Raw genomic sequence first — 19,681 nt, 5'->3', positions numbered from 1 at the left:
CGCCGGCGACCGCCACCTCGTCCACGCGGCGATGCGCCGCACCGCCTGACGGCAGCCCGAGACACGCGGATCAGTCCTCGGCGAGCAACCGGCGGGCGGCGGCCAGCACCTCCGGGTCGGCGCAGCCGGCCGCGTACCCGGCGATCCGGCGGCGGATGTCGCGCCCGAGCAACCACTCCCCGATCCGCTCGGCGACCGGGCGCAGGAACGCGGGCCGGCAGCGGAAGTTGTACCGCCACGTCGCGATCGTGGTGTCCGGCTCCGGGCCGGGCGCGAAACGCCAGCCGCCGCCGAACCGCTCGAAGAACCACGGTCCGCGCACCATCTTCATGCCGACGTTCGTCGGCGGCGACCAGGAGACGTACTCGCTGACCATGACCAGTCCGTGCCGGGAGCGGGTGTACGTGCGCACGCCCCGGCCGGGCCGCGTCGCGCCGTCGACGAAGTGCTGCTCGCGGACGAACGGATCCCAGCGGTAGCGCACCGGGGCGGTGGTCTGGGAGACCGCGAACGCCAGCTCCGGTGGAACCGGGACGGTGGTGACCGCTTCGACGACAGGCATCAGCGCCTCGGCGTGACATGGGCCAGCAGCTCCGGCTGCCGGTGGTCGAGCGTGTCCCCCGCCATGTACGCGCCGAGCAGCGCCGCGCCCCCGCCGTACGCCATGCCGACCGGCAGCGCCAGCCAGAGCCACACGTCGCCGAGCAGCGCGGCGGCCACCACGAACGGCACCGCCACCACCGCCGAGCCGACCATGGAGACCAGGGTGAGCAGGCCCTTGGTGAATCCCGCGCCGCTGTTCAGGGCGAACGGGTTGCTCGACTCGGGCAGCGAGTAGGCGCCGAGCACGGATACGAGCGCGTTGATCGCCAGCCCGCAGCCGTACGCGGCGAACAACGCGCCGCCCATGACGCCGAGCCATTCGGGCCGGCCGAGGACGACGGCCAGCGCGATCGCGATCACGACGAGCATCGGCACGACGTAGATCGAGAAGGCGGCCATCCGAGCCCGCAGCTCCACCCGCCCGGGCACGCCGGCGATCAGGTTCGCGGCGTACGAGCTGCCGTCGAAGCCGAACTGGTTGGCGAGCGTCACCACCGCGAGCGCCCCGACGAAGATCATGGTGAGGCTCACCAGCGCCGGCGACGAGTCGGCGGTGGCCTGCTCGATCGCGGCGCCGCCCTCGGACAGGAACGCGGGGCCGCCGAGGTTGACCATCAGCGGCACGAACACACCGACCACGGCGACGGTGATCAGGTTGGCCCGACGCCGGGCGTCCCGCCACCAGTAGCGGCACTCGCGGGCGACGAGCGCGCCGAACCGGTCCCGCCGGGCCCACCCCACCGCGCGAGGGAAGAGCTGCGCGACCGCGCCGCCGCCCACCCCGCGCGGCGTCCGCGCGGGGCCGCTGCTCGCGGTGCCCACCATCGCCGACTCCAGCGACCGCGACCACCAGAACAGGAGTACGCCGAGCGTCGCGGCCGCGATCAGCAGCTTCACCACCGCGGCGCCGGCCCGGCCCTCGGCCACGTCGACACCGGCGGTCCACGGTGCGCCGAACGGCGTCCAGCCGACCACCCGGGCTACGCCGTCCAGCCGATCCCAGTCGGTCTGCCGTACCGCGGCGAGCACCAGCAACTGCAGCGGGCCGAGCAGCGCGGCCAGCACCGCCAGCAGCACGGCGGCCAGGTCGCGTACCCGGCGGGACCGCAGCATCGCCGCGAACGCGCTTGTGAGCGCGCGGGCGCCGGCCAGGCAGACGAGCAGCCCGAGGACCACGCCGAGCGCGCCGACCAGGGCGGCCGCCCATCCACCGAGTGCGCCCGCGGTGACCACCAGCCCGGCCGACGTGATCGCCGTCGCCAGGGCCGGCACGCTGACCAGGGCGGCAGCGAGCAGACCGGTGACCAGGGTGCGGCGGGACAACGGCAGTAGCGCGAACCGGGCCGGGTCGAGGGTCTCGTCCACGCCGAAGAAGACGAGCGGCAGGAGCAGCCAGCCGAGCGTCAGCAGACCCCCGCCGAAGGCGGCGATCATCAGCGCGTACCGCGGCTCCCCGGCCAGCCCCGGCACGGCGAGCAGGAAGAACCCGACGGCGGCGAACCAGAGCCCGAACAGCACACCGAGGACGAACAGCGCGACCCGCCAGGTCTGGCCCCGGAAGTTGTTGCCGAGCACCCGCAGCTTGAGCCGGACGAAGTGCCAGGCCGACACGCGCCGGGCCGGACGCTCGGGGACGGTCACCGGGACAGCCACGACAACTCCTCGCCGGTCGCGGTACGGCCGCCGACCACCTCGACGAAGACGTCCTCCAGCGACCGGTCGCCGCGCACCTCGGCCAGCGTGCCGACCCGCTTGATCCGGCCCTCGGCCAGGATCGCCACGTGGGAGCAGAGCCGCTCGACCACCTCCATCACGTGGCTGGAGAAGATCACCGTGCCGCCGCCGCCGACGTACCGGTGCAGGATGTCGCGGATCAGCGCCGCCGAGACCGGGTCGACAGCCTCGAACGGCTCGTCCAGCACCAGCAGGCGCGGGCCGTGCAGCAGCGCGCAGGCCAGCCCGATCTTCTTCTTCATGCCCGCCGAGTAGTCGACCACGAGCGTGCGGCCGGCGTCGGAGAGCGCCAGCACGTCGAGCAGCTCCGCCGCCCGCTGGTCGACCACCGCCGGGTCCATGCCGCGCAGCAGACCGTGGTACGCCAGCAGCTCCGCCCCGCTCAGCCGGTCGAAGAGGCGTACGCCGTCCGGCATCACGCCGAGCAGGCTCTTGGCGCGGACCGTGTCCGCCCAGACGTCGTACCCGAGCACCCGAGCCTCACCGGCGTCGGGCCGCAGCAGGCCGACGGCCATGGAGAGGGTGGTGGTCTTGCCCGCTCCGTTCGGGCCGAGCAGGCCGTAGAACGAGCCGGTCGGCACGGCGAGGTCGACGCCCGCCACCGCGACCTTGGTGTCGAAGCGCTTGGCCAGACCACGAAGGGAGAGCGCCGGGTGCTGATCGGTCATGGTCCGACCGTATCGGGCTCCGGCCAGCGTCCGCTCCCGCCGGAGGACGATGTTCCCGTCCTCCCTGAGACGGACCACGCCGAGGTGTTAAGCGGGGGCCCCTGCTCTACCGCAGGCGTTAAGAGGGGGCCCTTCCTTACAACCGCAGCGACTCCGGGGTGTGCAGGCGGAGCATGGTGGCGCCGACGTCGCGGGGCAGCCGCCGCCGGCTCGCCATCGACACCACCACCATGACGGTGAACGCCAGCGGCACCGTCCACGCGGCGGGCTGGGTGGTGAGCGTCGCCGGCCACCCGCTCAGCGGCGGGCCGAGCACGGTGAGGAGCACCGCCGCGACCGCCGCGCCGCCGCCGACCAGCACCCCGGCGGCGGCGCCCAGGTCGGTCAGACCGCGCCACCAGATGCCGAGCACCAGCAGCGGGCAGAAACTGGACGCGGCCACCGCGAACGCGAGCCCCACCACCTGCGACACGTCGAGCCCGGAGACGTTCAGGGCGAGCACCGCCGGCACCGCGCCGGCGATCATCGTGGCGATCCGGAAGCCGCGCACCGAGCCGCGTCCCAGCACATCCGTGGAGATCACCCCGGCCACGCTCGTGAGCAGGCCGGACGAGGTCGACAGGAACGCCGCGAACGCGCCGGCCGCGACGAGCGCGGCGAGCAGCCGGCCGGTGGTGCCGTCGCCGAGCGCCGCCCCGGGCAGCAGCACCACCACCGCGTCGGTCTGGCCGCTCACCAGCAGTTGCGGGGTGTAGATGCGGCCCAGCACGCCGTAGACGGTGGGCAGGAGGTAGAAGACGCCGACGAGCGCCAGCACCACCAGCGTGGTGCGGCGGGCGGCGGCGCCGTCGGGGTTGGTGTAGAAGCGGACCAGCACGTGCGGCAGGCCCATCGTGCCGAGGAACGTGGCCAGGATCAGCGAGTACGTGGCGAACAGTCCCCGGTCGTCCTCGCCCGCGGTGTCCGGCAGCAGCCATTCGGTGGCGCCGGTCGCCGCGCCGGACACCTCCGGCACCGGGTCACCGGCGGCGAACTCCAGGCGGTCGCCGGGGCGTACCTCCCGGATGTCGCCGTCGGGCAGGGTGAGCGTCGCGCGGTGCTCGACCACCACCGTGGTCGCGGTCCGGAACGTCGGCCCGTCCGGCGGGGTCACCGCCGGGCGGGCGTCGGCCTGCCACTGCAACGCCAGGAAGATCGCGGGTACGGCGAGTGCGGTGAGCTTCAGCCAGTACTGGAACGCCTGCACGAAGGTGATGGCCCGCATGCCGCCCAGCGCCACGTTCGCGGTCACCACCACGGCGACGAGCAACGCGCCGAGCGGGTACGGCGAGCCGGTGAGCGTGGCGAGCGTCAGCCCGGCGCCCTGCAACTGCGGCACCAGGTAGAGCCAGCCGATGAAGATCACGAAGACGGTGGCCAGGGTGCGCAGCCGGCGCGAGCCGAGCCGCACCTCGCAGAAGTCGGGCAGGGTGAACGCGCCGGAGCGGCGCAGCGGCGCGGCCACGAACAGCAGCAACGCGAGGTATCCGGCGGCGAAGCCGACCGGGTACCAGAGCACGTCCACGCCGTACTTGAGGATCAGCCCGGCGACGCCGAGGAAGCTCGCCGCCGACAGGTACTCCCCGCCGATCGCGGCGGCGTTCCAGGTCGGGCTGACCGCCCGGGACGCGACCAGGAAGTCCGAGGTGGTCCGGGCCAGCCGTAGCCCGTAGAAGCCGATGCCGACGGTGACCAGGGTGACGGCGACGATCGCCGGAACCACGTAGCCGTTGGACATCAGCGTTCCGGCCGTCGGATCAGGTCGACGAAGTCCTGCTCGTTGCGTTCGGCCAGCCGCACGTACGCCCAGCCGACCACGATCAGGAACGGGAAGGACACGACACCGAGCAGCAGCCACGGCAGGTTGACCCCGAGCACCGTGACCCGGCCGACGGTGGGCGCGATGGCGAACAGCCAGGGCAGGCCGCCTAGCCCGATCAGCACCAGCAGGCTGAGCCGCAGCGCGAGGGAGAGCTGGGCGCGCATCAGCCCCTGCACGAGCGTCTCGCCGACCGGGGTCTGCTGGGTCAGCTCGGACCGGGTGCGGTCGGCCGGGTCGCCCGTCCGGGAGACCTCGGCCAGCACGATCCGGGTCCGCTTCGGCGCGGCGGCCGACCCGCTTTCCGGCTGGCCGCTCGGCCGGGACGCGCGCGGGCCGGGAACCGGGGCGGCCTCGGCGGGCCGCCCCGATGATTGCTGTTCCTCGGCTCCGGTCACCCCCGGCAGTCTCGCCCGCTCAGCGGGAATGTCAAGAGCACGGTCCGAGCCCTGTGCACAACCTGTGGATAACGCTTCACGGTTGTGGATAACCCGGTGGATGGCGTGGAGTCGTTGTGGACGAACGGACAGGGTGTCAGGGTGAGCCGGTAGAGAGGAGGTGTGACAGTGACCAGCCCGGCACGACCCGGAAGCGGCGACGTCTGGACCGTGGACGACCTCCAGGATCTCCCCGAGGACGGCCAGGACTACGAGATCTTCGACGGGAGCCTGCTCGTGTCCCCACACGCCGACGTCCGGCACGGTGCGATCGCCAACCGCCTCCGGCGGCTCCTCGACCGGCAGGCTCCGCCCGGCCTGCTCGTCGGGCAGGACGTCGGCGTCAGCGCGAAGCGCTCTTCCTACTTCGTACCGGACGTCTTCGTCGCCCACGAGGAGGCCCTGGAACGCGGTGGCCCGGCCCTCGCCCCCGCCGACGTGCTGCTCGTGGTCGAGGTCGTCTCGCCCGGCAACGCCGGTCGTGACCTGGTGCTCAAACGCCACGAGTACGGCGTGGCCGGCATCGCGAACTACTGGCTCCTGGAGCCGCGCAAGGAGTCCGTGACGGTGCTGGAGAACGTCGGCGGCCGGTACCGCGAGTCGGCAGTGCTGTCCGCGGCCGACGTGTACCGCGCCGACCACCCCTTCCCTCTCGTCCTGCCGGTCGGCGAGATCTTCTGAGCGCGCTCCGGCGCTCCCGTCAGCTCAGTCCCACCCGTACCGGGTTCGCGGTCGCCGAGCCGAGCCAGGTGTGCGGGTTGCCGAACCAGCACCACCCGAGCTTCGGCGCGCCCTGGCTGATCCACAGCGCGGGCACCCGGCGGTCGCCGCAGCGCGACCCGACGAGCGAGAAGCACCTGTTGCTCGCCAGCGCCTGCGGGTGCAGCGTGACGAACGCCAGCCCCTCGTCGATGGTGATCGGCAGGCGGCCCTTCGCGGTCATGTCCTCGAGTGCGGCCGACGGCGGCGCGTTGCGGTACTCCTCGCCCCGGTCCACGTCGAAGAGCAGGTACGCGGGCCCGGGCGGCACCTCCAGCTCCTTGAGCGGGTGGAACGTCGGCAGGTCGTCGGCGGGGAAGTTCCGGTCGAGGACGCCGGTCTTGCGCTTGCCGGCGAGCGTGGTGAGCGCGATGCGCTCCGGCACCGGCACCAGCTCTCGCGTGGTCACCAGCAGGAACGGCGCCCGCGCGTCGGTGGGACCGGCCAACCCGGCGGCACCGGTGACTGCCGCGTCGCGCAGCGGGGTGAGCAGCGCCCGGAACTCCTCCTCGGTCTGCCCGGCCAGCGCCGGGTAGCCGAGCTGCACGAGGCGGTCGAGCTGGCGGTCGAATTCGGTAGCGGCGTCGAAGCGGTCGTCGGACATGCGGTCCCCCACCCTGTCGTACGGTCTGCCGTACATTGTACGTCAGTGCCGTCGGTGACCCGTCCCCTCAGCGACTCCAGTCCTGTTTCGCGGCGCGGACCAGCTTGTCCTTCAGCTCCCGGGTGTGCCGCCGGCTCACCGGCAGCTCGGATCCGTCGATCACCACCACATAGCCGGAGTTGACCAGCCGCAGCTCGGCGATGAGACGCAACTGCACCAGGTACGAGCGGTGGATGCGGACGAACCCGGCATCAGCCCAGCGCTCGGCCAGCGTCGCCAGCGACACCCGGACCAGGTGCGAGCCGTCCGCCGTGTGCAGGCGTGCGTAGTCGCCCTGCGCCTCCACCCACCGCACCGCCGAGCGGGGCAGCATCCGGGTGGTGCCGGCCAGCTCGACCGGGATGGTTGGATCCTCCTCCGCCCGGGCCAGCGCGGCCGGGTGCGACGGCACCACCCGGGAGCCGATCACCCGGCGCAGCGACTCGGCCAGCCGCTCGGCGCGTACCGGCTTGCGCACGTAGTCGGTGGCGCCCAGGTCGAACGCGTCCACCGCGCCGTCGTCGTACGCGGTGACGAACACGATCGCCGGCGGCCGGGCGAACCGGCGCAGCACCCGGGCCAGCTCCATGCCGTCCAGACCCGGCATCCGGATGTCGAGGAACACCACGTCCACGTCGTCGTCGCGCAGCACACGCAGCGCCTCGGTCGCGTCCCCGGCCGTGTGCAGCCGGGCCACCCGGGGATCGGCGCGCAGGTGGTACGCCAGCTCGTCGAGCGCGGGCGGCTCGTCGTCCACCGCCAGCACCCGGAGGAATCCGGTGCCGGTGACGGTCATGACGACGCCCGGACGCCGGGATGGAACTTCGGCACGCGCATGCTGACCTTCGTACCCGAACCCAGGCCGGTCTCCACGACCAGGCCGAAGCCGTCCCCGAAGACCGACCGGAGCCGTTCGTCGACGTTCGAGAGGCCGACGTGCTGCCCGGGGTCGTCGGCCGGGTCGCCGGTCGCGCCGGACACCTCGGCGATGCCGGCGGTAAGCGTCGTCGGATCCATCCCCACCCCGTCGTCCTCCACCGTGATGTGGCACTCCGCGCCCGCGTCCCGAGCCTCGATGCTCACCATGCCGGTGCCCGGCTTGCGGGACAACCCGTGGCGTACGGCGTTCTCCACGAGCGGCTGGAGGCAGAGGAACGGCAGCGTCACCGGCAGCACCTCCGGCGCGATCTGGAGGCGCACCTGGAGCCGCTCACCGAAGCGGGCCCGCTCGATGGTCAGGTAGCGGTCGATCGAGCGCAGCTCCTCGGCGAGCGTGGTGAACTCGCCGTGCGCCCGGAACGAGTATCGGGTGAACTCGGCGAACTCCAGGATCAGCTCCCGCGCCCGCTCCGGGTCGGTGCGCACGAACGAACCGATCGCGGTGAGCGCGTTGTAGATGAAGTGCGGGCTGATCTGGGCGCGCAACGCGCGTACCTCGGCCCGCGCCAGCCGCTCCCGCGACGACTCCAGCTCGGCCAGCGCGAGCTGGTCACCCGCCCAGTGCGCGGTCTCCAGCGTCGCCTGCACCAGACCCGGGGCCGGGCGCTCGTCGGCCACCGCCACCAGCGCCCCGACCACCCGCCCGTCCGCACGCAGCGGCGCCACCACCGCGCCACGTACCGGGCAGTCGACCAGGTCGCAGCGCAGGTCCGACTCGCCCAGCACCGTGGAGCGCCCGGCCTCGGCCGCCCGCCGGGCCGCCGCGACCAGCTGGTCGCCGTGGTGCGCGCCCTGCCCGTCGACCGCGAGCAACGCGTCCCGGTCCGTCAGCGCCAGCCCGGCCGCGCCCACCAGGGCCCGCAGATGGCGTACGGCCTTCGCCGCGTCCGCCGCGGTCAGGCCGGCGCGCAGCGGCTCGGCGGCGAGCCCCGCGGTGTGCAGCACCTCGTACGTGGCCCGCTGCGTGGCGGTGGCGATGCCCCGCCGGCCGCGCAGCCGCAGCACCGCCCAGAGCGCCGCGGCCAACGCGGTGACCAGCGAGACGACGGCGAAGACGGCGGAGAGGTTGCCACCCACGCAGCGATCCTGCCGGGTGCCGGCCCGTCAGCGCTAGTACGCGCCCTTGCGGGCCAGCACCACGCCCACGGTCCGCCACAGGATGCTCAGGTCGTACGCCAGCGACCAGTTGTCGACGTAGTAAAGGTCGAGCCGGACCGCCTCGTCCCAGGACAGGTCGGAGCGGCCGGAGACCTGCCACAGACCGGTCATGCCCGGCCGGACCAGCAGCCGGCGCCGCACGTCGCCGAGGAAGTCGCCGTCGTCGGCGGGCAGGGGGCGCGGGCCGACGAGCGACATCTCACCCCAGAGCACGTTGATCAGCTGGGGCAGTTCGTCAAGCGACGTGGCACGCAGGAAGCGGCCCACCGGGAAGACCCGGGGATCCTGCTTCATCTTGAACAGCATGCCGTCGGTCTCGTTGCGGTCGACCAGGCCGGCCAGCCGCTCCTCGGCGTCGACGTACATGGTCCGGAACTTCCAGACCCGGAACGTCCGCCCCTCGTGGCCCACGCGGGGCTGGCGGAAGAAGACCGGCCCGCGGTCGGAGATCCGGATGGCGACGGCGACGGCGAGGAAGAGCGGGACCAGCAGCAGCAGGCCCAGCCCGGCGGCGACCCGGTCCATCAGGTTCTTGACCAGCAGCGCCGGCCCGGACAGGGTCGGCTCCTCGACGTGCAGCAGCGGCAGGCCCTCGATCGGGCGGATGTGCACCCGGGGACCGGCGATGTCGGTGAGCTGGGGCGCGACCACCAGGTCGACGCCGGAGCCCTCCAACTGCCAGGCCAGCCGGCGCAGCTCGCCCGGCTCGGCGCTGGCTGAGCCGCAGACCGCGATCGTGTCGCCGCCGACCTCACGCACCAGGGCCAGCACGTCGCGGCCGGCGTACACCGGCACCGGCGTCTCCATGCCCCGCGCGGCGGCGTACCCGTCGGTGAGGTGGATGGCCACCGGCACCAGCCCGACGCCGGGGTGACGGGTGACCGTGGTGAAGACCTCCAGGCACTCCGGCAGCGTGCCGACCAGCACCATCCGGTGCCCGGCGTGACCGGCGCGGCGACGCAGCGTGTGCAGGCCGGCCCGGGCGATCATCCGGCCGAGCAGGATCAGCAGCATGGCGCCGAGCAGCGCGAACCCGACGGTCCACCGGGACAGCGACGTGACCGTGGCGAAGGCCAGGAACGAGACGGTGGCGGCCACCGCCACGCCGGAGCGGATGACCCGCTTGTACTCGTCCGGCCCGAGCCCCAGGTAGCGCCGGTCGTACGTCCGGTTCCCCCACAGGAAGAGCACCCAGCCGAGCGGCAGGAGCAGGAACGCCACGGTGTAGAACCACGCCTGGGGGGCGTTCTTGAAGCCGGAGTCGGCCTGCTCGAAGACCTGCACGGCCAGGAAGCTGGCCAGGGCGGCCGCGCCGAAGTCGAGCAGCAGCAGGATCGCGATGTAGGGGCGGTGCCAGCGGGACACCCTGCGCCGCGCGCGGGCCCACGCCAACCGGGGCACGCCGTTGTGCGACGGCGGAGTCGGCGGCTGGATCTCAAAGCTGTCGACGTGCCGCACGCTCTTGCTCCGGCCTCTGTCGGTTACCGGGCGCTGGAGGCTTGTCGTCACCTCAACCCATGTCCTCCCGCATGACCCGCGTCCTCACTCGGCGTGAGGGCCCGGGTCGCTCACCGTCCCAGTCTCCCACGCGGGCCCGGCCTGGACCGGCCCCCGCGAGGAAGCCGTTCCGTTGGTGCCCGGTGAGATCTGGCCGGCTCCGAATCAGTTGTGAAGCCGGGGACCGAGCCACTATACCGATGGATGACGACTCGGGTAGAGGGGCGGACCGGACCTTCGGTGATCGCGGGTCGATTCCACTCGGTAACCGGCGAATCCGGTTACTCACCGTACGAGGCGGGACAACCTTCGGTCAGCCAGCGGCTTGCCGCCGGTCTGACAGGTGGGACAGTACTGGAGGCTCGACTCGGCGAACGAGACCTCCCGCACGGTGTCGCCGCAGACCGGACACGGCAGACCCTTGCGGGCGTGCACCTTCAGGCCCGAGCGCTTCTCGCCCTTCAGCTCCGCGGCCCGCTGCCCCATCGACCGGCGTACCGCGTCGCCGAGGACCGTGCGTGTCGCCGCGTGCAGACCGGCGAGCTGGTCGTCGGTGAGCCGGTCGGTGATCGCGAACGGCGAGAGCCGCGCCGCGTGCAGGATCTCGTCCGAGTACGCGTTCCCCACCCCGGCCAGCACCGCCTGGTCGGTCAGCACGCCCTTAACCTGACCCCGGCGGCTGCGCAGCCGCTCGGCGAAGGTCGGCAGGTCCGCCTCCAGCGCGTCCGGCCCGAGCTTCGCCACGCCCGGCACCTGCGCCGGTTCGGTGACCAGGTAGGCGGCCAGCTTCTTCTGGGTGCCGGCCTCGGTCAGGTCGAAGCCGGAGCCGTCGTCGAGGCGTACCCGCACCGCGATCGGGCCCTTGCCGGGCCGCAGCGGGGCCGCCGACGGGAACGCCTCCCGGTAGTGCAGCCAGCCGGCCCGGGCCAGGTGGACCACCAGGTGCAGTCCCTCGTCGAACCGGACGTCCAGGAACTTGCCGTACCGGCCGGCGCCGGTGACCGCACGGCCGGCGACCGCGCTCGGCGGCGGGTCGTACGTCTTCAGCGCGCTGATCGCGGCGACCTCGAACCGCTCGACGCGGCGGCCCACCGCACGCTCGCGCAGGTAACCGGCGAGCGCTTCCACCTCCGGTAGTTCGGGCACGGTACAACGGTAGCCTTCTTTCCCGTGAGCGCGAGGAATGAGCTTGCGAGTCCCTTGCGCGAGTGCGAGGAGTGAGCTTGCGAGCCCCGCAGTCGCGAGCAGAGATCGGCACAGTCGCGAACGAAAGGCGAGCTCTGTGAGAATCGTGGTGGCGCACAACCGGTACCGGGAAGCCCAGCCCTCCGGCGAGAACACCATCGTCGACGCGGAGATCGCCCAGCTCACCGCCGCCGGCGTGGAGGTGCTGCCGTTCCTGCGCAGCTCGGACGAGATCCCGTCGATGTCCAAGCCGGCCAAGGCGCTGCTGCCGATCTCGCCGATCTGGGCCCCGAAGGCCCAGCACGACCTCGACCGCCTGCTCACCGAGCATCGGCCGGACGTGTTGCACCTGCACAACCCGTACCCCCTGCTCTCGCCCTGGGTGGTGCGGACCGCGCACAGGCGCGGGGTGCCGGTGGTGCAGACGGTGCACAACTACCGGCAGGTCTGCTCCTCGGGCCTCTACTTCCGCGACGGTGTGATCTGCCAGGACTGCCGGGGACGCACGCTGGGCGTGCCGGCGATCGTGCACCGCTGCTACCGCGACTCCCGGGCGCAGAGCGCGCTGATGGCGACCACGCTCGCCGTGCACCGCCCCACCTGGAAGTCGGTGGACCGGTACGTCGCGCTCACCACGGCGGTCGCCGATCACCTGCGCGACTACGGCATCCCGGACGAGCGGATCGTGGTCAAGCCGAACGCGGTGCCCGACCCGGGCACCCCGGTGCCGGCCGGGAACGGCTTCCTCTTCATGGGCCGGCTCAGCCCGGAGAAGGGCCTGAACCTGCTGCTCGCGGCGTGGCGGCGGCATCCGGTGGGCGCGCTCGGCCCGCTGCGCATCGCCGGTGACGGCGAGCTGCGTCCGCTGGCCGAGGCGGCCGCCGCCGAGCGGCCCGACGTGCTCTACCTGGGCCAGCTCGACCGTTCCGGGGTACGCGCGGCGCTGGCCGACAGCTCCGTGGTGCTGGCCACCTCCACCTGGCACGACGTGCTGCCCACGGTGATCATCGAGGCGCTGGCAGCCGGGCGGCCGGTGCTCGGGACCGCGCTCGGCGGCATCCCTTACCTGGTGGGCGCGGACGGCCCGCGTGAGCCCGCCGGCACCGGCCCGGCCGAGGTGGCCACCGCGGCGCCGGGCGACGGGCGGGTCGCGTTGCCGTCCGGGGTGCAGCGCGGCGAGGCCGGCTGGGTGGTGGCGCCCGAGGTGGACGCGCTCGCCGCCGCGCTGCCGCTGGCCGCCACCGAGGCGGGGATGCTCGCCGGTCCGGCCCGGTCCCGCTACGAGCGCACCTTCCACCCCGACGTGATCACCAAGCGCCTGATCGACATCTACGCGGGCCTGGCCGGGGGGCGGCCTGCGCGCTGACCCAGGTGTTAGGAAGGGCCCCTTTCAATGCACGAGGCGTTAATAGGGGGCCCTTCCTTACCGCAGGGAGGCGCGGGCGGAGAACGCGATGCTCGCCAGCAGGAAGCCGCCGTTGACCACAGTGAACGCGACCATCAGCCAGAACGCCAGCGCGGGCGCGAAGGCCAGCACCAGGCCGGCCACGAAGATCACCGCGCCGTAGTCGCGGACCAGCTTCACCAGGCGTACCGGGAGCGACGTCGAGGTGACCATGCTCGCCGCGTTCGGCCCGGACTGCATCACCGACGTCACCAGGTTGACCATCCAGGTCCCGGCGAACACCGCCACCAGCCAGACCGGCGTGGACGGCCGCTGCGCCACCGCTGTCGCACCGATGGCGGCCACCAGCGCGATCTGGGCGGCCACGTCGCAGAGCACGTCGATCCGGGCACCGGCCGCGCTGCGCTGACCGGTCACCCGGGCGAGCTGCCCGTCGGCGCAGTCGAGCGCGTACGCGATCTGCCAGGCGACCAGGGCGACCAGCCCGACCACCCAGGCCGGTACGGTGCCGGCGGCCACGTCGTCGGCGAGCGCCACCACAGTGATCGAGGCGGCCAGCCCCAGCACCAGGTTGGTAAGCGTCAGCGCGGTCGGGCGCAGCCCCAGGCGCTGGGCGGCCAGCGCGAAGGCCGCCCCGATCCACTGGCTGATCGACTCGCTGAACAGGCCGCCTCCCCGGTTGACCCGGTGGAAGTCGGCGACGGTGGGGCGGGGCTCAGCCAATGTGGTCGCGGAGGGCACCGGCGTAGTCTGCCAGCCGCTCCCGCGTCTCGGTAGCGGACATCGCGAGGTGTTCGAGGATGGTGTAGCGGTCCGGCCGGGTGGCCGGCGCGAACTGCACCGCCTCGACGAACTGGTCGTCGGTCAGCTCGACCTCCGACGGCAGCCGGGGCAGCCCGTGCCGGGTCAGGCAGGCCGCCATCTCGGCGAACCGGCGCTCGTCGCCGCGCAGGAACGTGCAGAACAACGCGCCGAGGCCGGCCAGCTCGCCGTGCGAGGCGGTGCCGGGGAACAGCGCGTCGATCGCGTGCATGATCTCGTGGCAGCCGCCGCTGGACGGACGGCTGGTGCCGCAGACGGCCATAGCCAGCCCACTGGAGATCAACGCTTCGGCCAGAACGGTCACGAACGCGTCGTCGCTCATGTCACCGGGGTGGTTCAGCACCGCCTCCGCGCCGGCTCGGGCCAGTGAGGCGGCCAGCCCGTCGACCGGCTCGCCACGTACCCGCCGGGCCAGTTCCCAGTCCGCGAGCGCACTGATGTTGCTCACCACGTCGCCGATGCCGGCCCGGTTGTGCCGCTCCGGCCCGGCCTCCACGAAGTCCAGGTCCACGATCACCGCGATCGGGATGTGCACCCCGTAGGAGCCCTTCAGGCCCTCGGTGATCAAACTCGCCACCGGCGAGGCGATGCCGTCGTTCGCGAGTGCGGTCGCCACCGTCACCATCGGCAGCCCGCGCCGGGTCGCCGCGTACTTGGCCACGTCGATCGTCTTGCCGCCGCCGATGCCGACCACCGCGTCGTACGACCGGGTGCGCAGCTTCGCCCCCAGGTCGTCGGCGGCGTCGAGCGTGCCCCCGGCCACGGTGAACACGTCGGCCGAGCGCAGCGATGGCCGGATCAGCTCGGCGATCCGCTCGCCCTGCCCCGGCCCGACCACCACTGCGACGTCGCCGCCGGCGGAGATCCGCCCGTCGGAGAGAATCGCCGCCAGGTCGGCCACCGCGCCCCGCCGCACGTCGATGTGCAGCGGGGTGAGGACGCTGCGGGCTAGTAGCGGCACGCGATCTCCCGCGCCCGGGCCAGATCGGCGTGGTTGTCGACCTCGACCCAGGAGACGTCACCGATCGGGGCCGCCCGCACCTCGCCGCCGCGCTCGGCGAACTCCTGGTAGCCGTCCTCGTAGTAGAGGTTCGGGTCGCGCCGCCAGGTCGCCTCCAGCGCGTCGGCGAGCGGCGCGGCCACCTGCGGCTCGATGAGCGTCGCACCGATGTACTCGCCGTACGCCTCGCCCGGGTCCATCAGCTTGGTGATGCGGGTGAGCTGGCCGGCGGCGTCGAAGGTGGTCTTCATCTCCTCCTCGGCCAGCGGCTTGAGCGTGTCCACGGCGAGCAGGATGCCCGGGCCGCGCTCGGCCAGCAGCGTCTTCTCCACGCTCACCGGGTGCACGGTGTCGCCGTTGACGAGCAGCACACCACGGGAGAAGTGCTCCCGCGCCAGCCAGAGCGAGTACGCGTTGTTCCACTCCTCGGCCTTGTCGTTGTGGACCAGGGTGATCGTGACGCCGTACTTCTCCTCCAGGGCGGCCTGGCGCTGCCGCACCGCGTCGGCCGCGTAGCCGACCACGATCACGACCTCGTTCAGCCCCACCTCGGCGAGGTTGCGCAGCGCGATGTCGAGGATGGTGGTCTCCCCGTCGACCGGCACCAGGGCCTTGGGCAGGGTGTCGGTGTACGGCCGCAGCCGGCGCCCCGCTCCCGCGGCGAGCACCATCCCGATCATGCCGACACGCTCCTCTTCTCGACCCGTTTCCACCCGGCGAGGATATCGCCGGGCACGGGCCCGCAGTGGTTCAGCCCGTCAGCCCGATCGAGCGCAGCGCGGCGAAGCCGTCCTCGGCGATCCGCCGGATCAGTCCGTCGTTGACGTCGCGGTGCTCGTCGAGCAGCGCGATCTCCGACTCCGCCAGCCAGCGGAACTCGGTGTGCTTGCCGGCTTCCAGCCGGGGCCGGCTCAGGTCGCCGTCGACCCGGACCAGGAAGTCGGTCTCCACCCGGGTCAGCCCGTCGTCGGCGGTGTAACGGTATTCGCCGACCAGGCCGAGCACGTGCGACACGGCCCAGCCGGTCTCCTCGGTGACCTCCCGGCGCAGCGCGTCGTCGATCTCCTCGCCCGGTTCGAGGTGGCCGCCGACGATGTCCCAGCAGTTCGGGAAAAGGCGTCGGTCGGGGGATCGGCGTTGGATGAAGATGCGGCCGTCGTCGTCGACGATCAGCGCGCCGGTGCAGCGGAGGGGCTCGGTGGGCACCCTCCGACAGTAGCCATCCGGGCCGTCCGGAGCGATGCCCGTTCTTGTCCCGGTACGCATCGAGGGCCCACCATGTCCGTACTCAGTCGCCGTCCCACAGGGGTGATGTGTGATGCAGGTACGGGAAGCGATGTCCAGCGAGGTACTCGTGGTCGGGCCGGAGCACACGCTCCGGCAGGCGGCCCGGATGATGTCGGCCCGCGGTGTCGGGTCGGCGGTCGTGATCGACCCGGACTCCGAGGGGGTCGGGATCATGACCGAACGCGATGTGCTGAAGGCGATCGGCGCCGGGCTCGACCCGGATGTCGAGCGCACCGGGGCACACCTGACCTGGGACGTCGTCTACGCCGGCCCGGACTGGACGGTCGAGGAGGCAGCCGCGGCGATGGCCCGGGGCGGGTTCCGTCACCTGGTCGTGCTCGACGGCCGGGAGGTGGCGGGAGTCATCTCGGTACGGGATCTGATGCGGGTCTGGGCGGGGGAGCACGCGCCGACCCGTACCTGATCCTGTCCGGCGCGAGCGGCGCCGGAGAAAGGGCGATGGCCCGGCCGATATCGGCCGGGCCATCGTCGTGTCTGTTCCGTTTCGGTCGTGCCCGCCCGTCAGGGGCCGACGAAGACCGAGGTGCCGCGCCAGTCCACGTCGTCGACGCCCGGACCGCTGCGCACCGTGGCGGAGCCGGTCGGCACGCCGTCGGACCACGCCATCGAGGACAGGTTGCCGGTGCTCCGGGAGACGACGTAGAGCGTGTCGCCGTCCAGGAACAGGCCGCCCGCGTCGGCGAAGGCGGTGGTGCCGGTGACCGTGTTGCGCTCGGCGCCGACGGTGCCGGTGTCCGGCGCGAACCCGCGCCAGAACAGCGTGCTCTGACCGGCCAGCGAGTAGTAGATCCGTCCGGCCTTGTAGAACATCGCGGTCACGTTCGGCAGCTCCGCGGAGAAGTTGCCGGTCATGCCGGCGTAGGTGGAGCCCTCCGGGGCGGAGCCGGTGACGACCAGGTCCCACTTGGCGTCGTGGTACGGGTCCAGCTTCTTCGGGGTGCCGAACTCGGTGCCGTCGAACGAGCGCTTGTAGAGGTCGCCGCCGACGCCGTAGAACAGGTCACCGCCGACCCAGAACGCGCCCTTGACGCCCGACCAGCGGGTGTTGTCCGCGTTCGACACCGACATCGCGCTGCCGACCGAGGTCGCACCGTCGTACGAGCGCTTGGTGATGCTGTCGACTGTGGTGGCCGGCGGCACCGGGGGCAGCTTGACGATCTCGATGCCCTGCACCAGCGGGTTCTCCAGGACGCGACCGAAGTCGATGTCGATGTTGCCGTCGCTGGTGATCGGGAACGCGCGCATGGTGCCCCGGTTGGTGGCGCCGGTCGCGGCGATCGGGTCGAAGTTGCTGAGCCTGACCACGCCGTCGATCGTCACGTTGAACTTGCGCTTGCCGGCGGTGGCGGTGCCGGCCCAGCGGTTCGCCAGGTAGAGACGCACCTGCACCGGAGTGCCGGCCGGGACCGGGAAGTCCCACTGCATGTCCGGTGCGGTCGACTCGTCCCACCGCTCCGCGTTGAACAGCTCGACCGGCGTGCCCGACGGCACCGTGCCGTCGAGCGAGACGTTCGTGGGGTAGCTGGACGCCTGGTTGCCGGCGTTGTGGTAAGTGCTCGGCGCGGCGGCGGTGTCCGCGGCCCAGGCCGGGCCGCTCGGCGCGGCCAGCTGGTCGCCGCCCGCGTTGACCCGGTAGAGCACGTCGGAGGCGTCCGGCGTGGGCGCGGTCTTGACGATCTCGATGCCGTGCAGCAGCGGGTTCTGGAGCACCCGGCCGAAGTCGATGTCGACCACGCCGTCGCTGACCACCGAGACGGACTGCATGGTGCCGCGGTCGGTCCCGCCGGCGGCGGCGACCGGGTCGAAGTCGTTCAGCTTGAGCACGCCGTCGACGCTCACGTCGAACTTGCGGGCACCCGCCTTGCTGGTGCCGGCCCAGCGGTTGGCCATGTAGATCCGGACGTCGACCCGGGTGCCGGCCGCGACCGGGATGTCCCACTGCATGTCCGGCGCGGTCGACTCGTCCCACCGCTCGGTGTTGAACAGCGTGGCCGGCGTGCTCGCCGGCACGGTCGGGTCGAACGTCGCGTTCGTGGGGTAGCTGCTGGCCTGGTTGCCGGTGTTGTGGTACGGGCTGGGCGCGGTGGCGCTGTCGGCGGCCCAGTCCGGCCCGCCGTCGGTGGCCGGGATGGCCGGACCACCGGCGTTCACCCGGTAGAGCACCTCGGTCTGCGCCGCGCGACCGGCCTGGTAGACGTCGCCCGGCAGACCCTTGGTGCTGGTCGAGTGCGGGGCGTCGCCGCCGTCGAGCGGGAAGAAGGCGACCCGCTTGCGTTGGTACTCGAAGTCGCCGATGTACTCCTGGTCGCTGCCGAGCCAGAGTCCCTCCTGGGTCACCAGCATCTCGGTGACGCCGTAGCCGCGCGGGTGGCGGCCCGGGTTCCAGGAAAGCGGCAGGCCGCTCACCGGGTCGAGCGCTGCGATGCTGGCCCGCGGCACTGCGCCCGGTCCGGCCTTGTCGCGGGCGAGCGGGTTGTTCGACCAGCGGAAGTGACCGCCGACGTAGATGGCCTTCTCGCTGATGCCGACGGAGAGGAAGGTGTCTCCGCCGCTGAAGTTCGTCCAGGTCGGCTTCTGGCCGTCGCCGGTGGCGTCGGTCTCCCAGCGGGCCGCGGAGTCGCAGAGCGTGCCCGGGTACGACGCGCCGGTGGTGACCACGACGAAGTACTTGCTGTCCGGAGAGAACTGGATGTCGCGCACCCACGAGTCGAACGCGGAGTACTTGCAGGCCGCGGAGTAGCCGTCGGTGTTCCAGTCGGCGACGGTCGCCGAGCTCTCGCCCAGGTTGATCCGCACGATCTGGTCGTGCACGACGTCGTCGGCCTTCTTGAAGTTGCCGATCGCCACGAGGTGCTTGCCGTCGGGGGACACGGTGAACTTCTCCACGCCGACACCGGCCGAGGCACCGTTGTTGGTCGGGGTCCAGTTGTGGTGCTCGGTCAGCGACACGGTGAGGTAGTCGTCCACCGCGCCGGTGGTCGGGTTGAGCGAGGCCAGCCCGTTGCGGTTGGTCGTCGCGGTCACCGTGGTGAAGATGCCGCCGACCAGCAGGTGGCCGTCGACGAGCGCGATGTCGTTCACGGTGCCGTTGAACGCCGGGCCCTTGAACCCGTCGACCGGGGTGCCGTCCGCGACGTTCAGCAGCGCCAGCTTGCGGAAGTTCTTGTCGCCGACCTTGTTGAACTTGCCGGCGACGTAGACCGTGCCCGGGGTCGGACCGGCGACGATGGCGGTGACGTCACCGTCGAGCACCGGCGCGAACGCGTTGTCGATCTTGCCGGTCGCCTTGTCGAAGGCGAGCAGTCCGCGGCGGTCGACCGGGGTGGGTGAGGAACCCCGGTTCTGCGCGTTGGTGAACGAGCCGCCGACGATCACCTTGCTGCCGGCGTCGTGGATGGCCACGACGTTGCCGTCGTTGATGTTCGGCGTCTTGTCCGAGGGCACCTCGCCGACCATCGTGCTGTGGTCGGGCGCGGGCGCCGTGGCCGGCGCGGCGAGCGCCGGCACCGGTGTGAACAAGGTGGCGATGCCGAGCACGGCAGCGCCGAAGGCGGACACCGAGCGGTGTCTCAGGATCGAGGAAGCCACAGGCTACTCCGGGGGGAAACGTCGGAGGCGCTGCGGTCGTGGTCGGTGCCGACATGAGGCGGGGTGTCACTCGACCG

At 72.3% G+C, this 19,681-nt stretch carries 18 protein-coding genes; 3 read left to right on the top strand and 15 right to left on the bottom strand.

Features of this window, described 5'->3' with window-relative positions:
• Positions 1-70: 70 nt before the first annotated feature.
• The 5 genes from KSK32_RS11570 to KSK32_RS11550 all read right to left on the bottom strand — a co-directional run bounded on the left by KSK32_RS11570 (position 71) and on the right by KSK32_RS11550 (position 5,132).
• Positions 71-562 (bottom strand): SRPBCC family protein, encoded by a 492-nt coding sequence (locus KSK32_RS11570; RefSeq protein ID WP_216931164.1) that lies wholly within the window; start codon positions 560-562, stop codon positions 71-73.
• On the bottom strand, positions 562-2,256 hold the full coding sequence (locus KSK32_RS11565; protein ID WP_216931162.1) for an ABC transporter permease: 1,695 nt from the start codon (positions 2,254-2,256) through the stop codon (positions 562-564). Before KSK32_RS11565 ends, KSK32_RS11570 begins: the two co-directional genes overlap by 1 nt.
• Complete coding sequence (locus KSK32_RS11560) at positions 2,241-3,005, bottom strand: ABC transporter ATP-binding protein (RefSeq protein ID WP_216931160.1); 765 nt, start codon at positions 3,003-3,005, stop codon at positions 2,241-2,243. Before KSK32_RS11560 ends, KSK32_RS11565 begins: the two co-directional genes overlap by 16 nt.
• A gap of 136 nt (positions 3,006-3,141) precedes the next feature.
• On the bottom strand, positions 3,142-4,782 hold the full coding sequence (locus KSK32_RS11555; protein WP_216931158.1) for a cation acetate symporter: 1,641 nt from the start codon (positions 4,780-4,782) through the stop codon (positions 3,142-3,144).
• Complete coding sequence (locus KSK32_RS11550) at positions 4,782-5,132, bottom strand: hypothetical protein (protein ID WP_216936013.1); 351 nt, start codon at positions 5,130-5,132, stop codon at positions 4,782-4,784. Before KSK32_RS11550 ends, KSK32_RS11555 begins: the two co-directional genes overlap by 1 nt.
• A 297-nt stretch (positions 5,133-5,429) precedes the next feature.
• On the opposite strand from KSK32_RS11550, the gene KSK32_RS11545 reads away from it, so the two are divergent.
• Positions 5,430-5,981: a Uma2 family endonuclease gene (locus KSK32_RS11545; protein WP_216931157.1), complete on the top strand. Its 552-nt coding sequence runs from the start codon at positions 5,430-5,432 to the stop codon at positions 5,979-5,981.
• Positions 5,982-6,000: 19 nt separating this feature from the next.
• Here the strand turns inward: KSK32_RS11545 and KSK32_RS11540 are convergent, their stop codons facing one another.
• The 5 genes from KSK32_RS11540 to KSK32_RS11520 form a co-directional block, all read right to left on the bottom strand.
• Entirely contained in the window at positions 6,001-6,663 is a 663-nt protein-coding gene (locus tag KSK32_RS11540; RefSeq protein WP_254187019.1) for a DUF5701 family protein, read from the bottom strand.
• 67 nt (positions 6,664-6,730) lie between these two features.
• On the bottom strand, positions 6,731-7,498 hold the full coding sequence (locus tag KSK32_RS11535) for a LytTR family DNA-binding domain-containing protein (protein ID WP_216931147.1): 768 nt from the start codon (positions 7,496-7,498) through the stop codon (positions 6,731-6,733).
• On the bottom strand, positions 7,495-8,718 hold the full coding sequence (locus KSK32_RS11530; protein WP_216931145.1) for a sensor histidine kinase: 1,224 nt from the start codon (positions 8,716-8,718) through the stop codon (positions 7,495-7,497). Before KSK32_RS11530 ends, KSK32_RS11535 begins: the two co-directional genes overlap by 4 nt.
• Positions 8,719-8,751: 33 nt before the next feature.
• Positions 8,752-10,257: a sugar transferase gene (locus KSK32_RS11525; RefSeq protein WP_216931143.1), complete on the bottom strand. Its 1,506-nt coding sequence runs from the start codon at positions 10,255-10,257 to the stop codon at positions 8,752-8,754.
• 324 nt (positions 10,258-10,581) lie between these two features.
• Entirely contained in the window at positions 10,582-11,442 is an 861-nt protein-coding gene (locus KSK32_RS11520; protein ID WP_216931141.1) for an Fpg/Nei family DNA glycosylase, read from the bottom strand.
• A gap of 136 nt (positions 11,443-11,578) precedes the next feature.
• On the opposite strand from KSK32_RS11520, the gene KSK32_RS11515 reads away from it, so the two are divergent.
• Positions 11,579-12,847: a glycosyltransferase family 4 protein gene (locus KSK32_RS11515; RefSeq protein ID WP_216931140.1), complete on the top strand. Its 1,269-nt coding sequence runs from the start codon at positions 11,579-11,581 to the stop codon at positions 12,845-12,847.
• Positions 12,848-12,904: 57 nt separating this feature from the next.
• Here KSK32_RS11515 and KSK32_RS11510 read toward each other — a convergent pair whose 3' ends face one another.
• The 4 genes from KSK32_RS11510 to KSK32_RS11495 form a co-directional block, all read right to left on the bottom strand.
• Positions 12,905-13,627 carry a CDP-alcohol phosphatidyltransferase family protein gene (locus KSK32_RS11510; protein WP_216931139.1) on the bottom strand — a complete coding sequence of 241 codons (723 nt, stop codon included), beginning with the start codon at positions 13,625-13,627 and terminating at the stop codon, positions 12,905-12,907.
• On the bottom strand, positions 13,602-14,669 hold the full coding sequence (locus KSK32_RS11505) for an iron-containing alcohol dehydrogenase family protein (protein WP_216931138.1): 1,068 nt from the start codon (positions 14,667-14,669) through the stop codon (positions 13,602-13,604). Before KSK32_RS11505 ends, KSK32_RS11510 begins: the two co-directional genes overlap by 26 nt.
• Complete coding sequence (locus tag KSK32_RS11500; protein WP_091041939.1) at positions 14,657-15,388, bottom strand: sugar phosphate nucleotidyltransferase; 732 nt, start codon at positions 15,386-15,388, stop codon at positions 14,657-14,659. Before KSK32_RS11500 ends, KSK32_RS11505 begins: the two co-directional genes overlap by 13 nt.
• A gap of 70 nt (positions 15,389-15,458) precedes the next feature.
• Positions 15,459-15,914: an NUDIX domain-containing protein gene (locus tag KSK32_RS11495; protein ID WP_289256546.1), complete on the bottom strand. Its 456-nt coding sequence runs from the start codon at positions 15,912-15,914 to the stop codon at positions 15,459-15,461.
• A gap of 112 nt (positions 15,915-16,026) precedes the next feature.
• Here KSK32_RS11495 and KSK32_RS11490 point away from each other — a divergent pair, with 112 nt between their 5' ends.
• Positions 16,027-16,419 carry a cyclic nucleotide-binding/CBS domain-containing protein gene (locus KSK32_RS11490; RefSeq protein ID WP_013289279.1) on the top strand — a complete coding sequence of 131 codons (393 nt, stop codon included), beginning with the start codon at positions 16,027-16,029 and terminating at the stop codon, positions 16,417-16,419.
• Between the two features lie 98 nt (positions 16,420-16,517).
• Here the strand turns inward: KSK32_RS11490 and KSK32_RS11485 are convergent, their stop codons facing one another.
• Complete coding sequence (locus KSK32_RS11485) at positions 16,518-19,574, bottom strand: malectin domain-containing carbohydrate-binding protein (protein WP_289256545.1); 3,057 nt, start codon at positions 19,572-19,574, stop codon at positions 16,518-16,520.
• Positions 19,575-19,681 lie beyond the last annotated feature (107 nt).

The sequence above is a fragment of the Micromonospora sp. WMMB482 genome, from assembly GCF_019038635.1.
In the GTDB taxonomy this organism is placed as follows: Bacteria; Actinomycetota; Actinomycetes; order Mycobacteriales; family Micromonosporaceae; genus Micromonospora; species Micromonospora marina.
Note: the sequence above shows the minus strand (reverse complement) of the source record. Positions and strands in the feature narration are given on the sequence as shown.

Excerpts from the sequence above, each read along its gene's own strand:
- KSK32_RS11570 (WP_216931164.1), bottom strand. The coding sequence starts at position 562 with ATGCCTGTCGTCGAAGCGGTCACCACCGTCCCGGTTCCACCGGAGCTG.
- KSK32_RS11560 (WP_216931160.1), bottom strand. The coding sequence starts at position 3,005 with ATGACCGATCAGCACCCGGCGCTCTCCCTTCGTGGTCTGGCCAAGCGC.
- KSK32_RS11555 (WP_216931158.1), bottom strand. The coding sequence starts at position 4,782 with ATGTCCAACGGCTACGTGGTTCCGGCGATCGTCGCCGTCACCCTGGTC.
- KSK32_RS11540 (WP_254187019.1), bottom strand. The coding sequence starts at position 6,663 with ATGTCCGACGACCGCTTCGACGCCGCTACCGAATTCGACCGCCAGCTC.
- KSK32_RS11535 (WP_216931147.1), bottom strand. The coding sequence starts at position 7,498 with ATGACCGTCACCGGCACCGGATTCCTCCGGGTGCTGGCGGTGGACGAC.
- KSK32_RS11500 (WP_091041939.1), bottom strand. The coding sequence starts at position 15,388 with ATGATCGGGATGGTGCTCGCCGCGGGAGCGGGGCGCCGGCTGCGGCCG.
- KSK32_RS11490 (WP_013289279.1), top strand. The coding sequence starts at position 16,027 with ATGCAGGTACGGGAAGCGATGTCCAGCGAGGTACTCGTGGTCGGGCCG.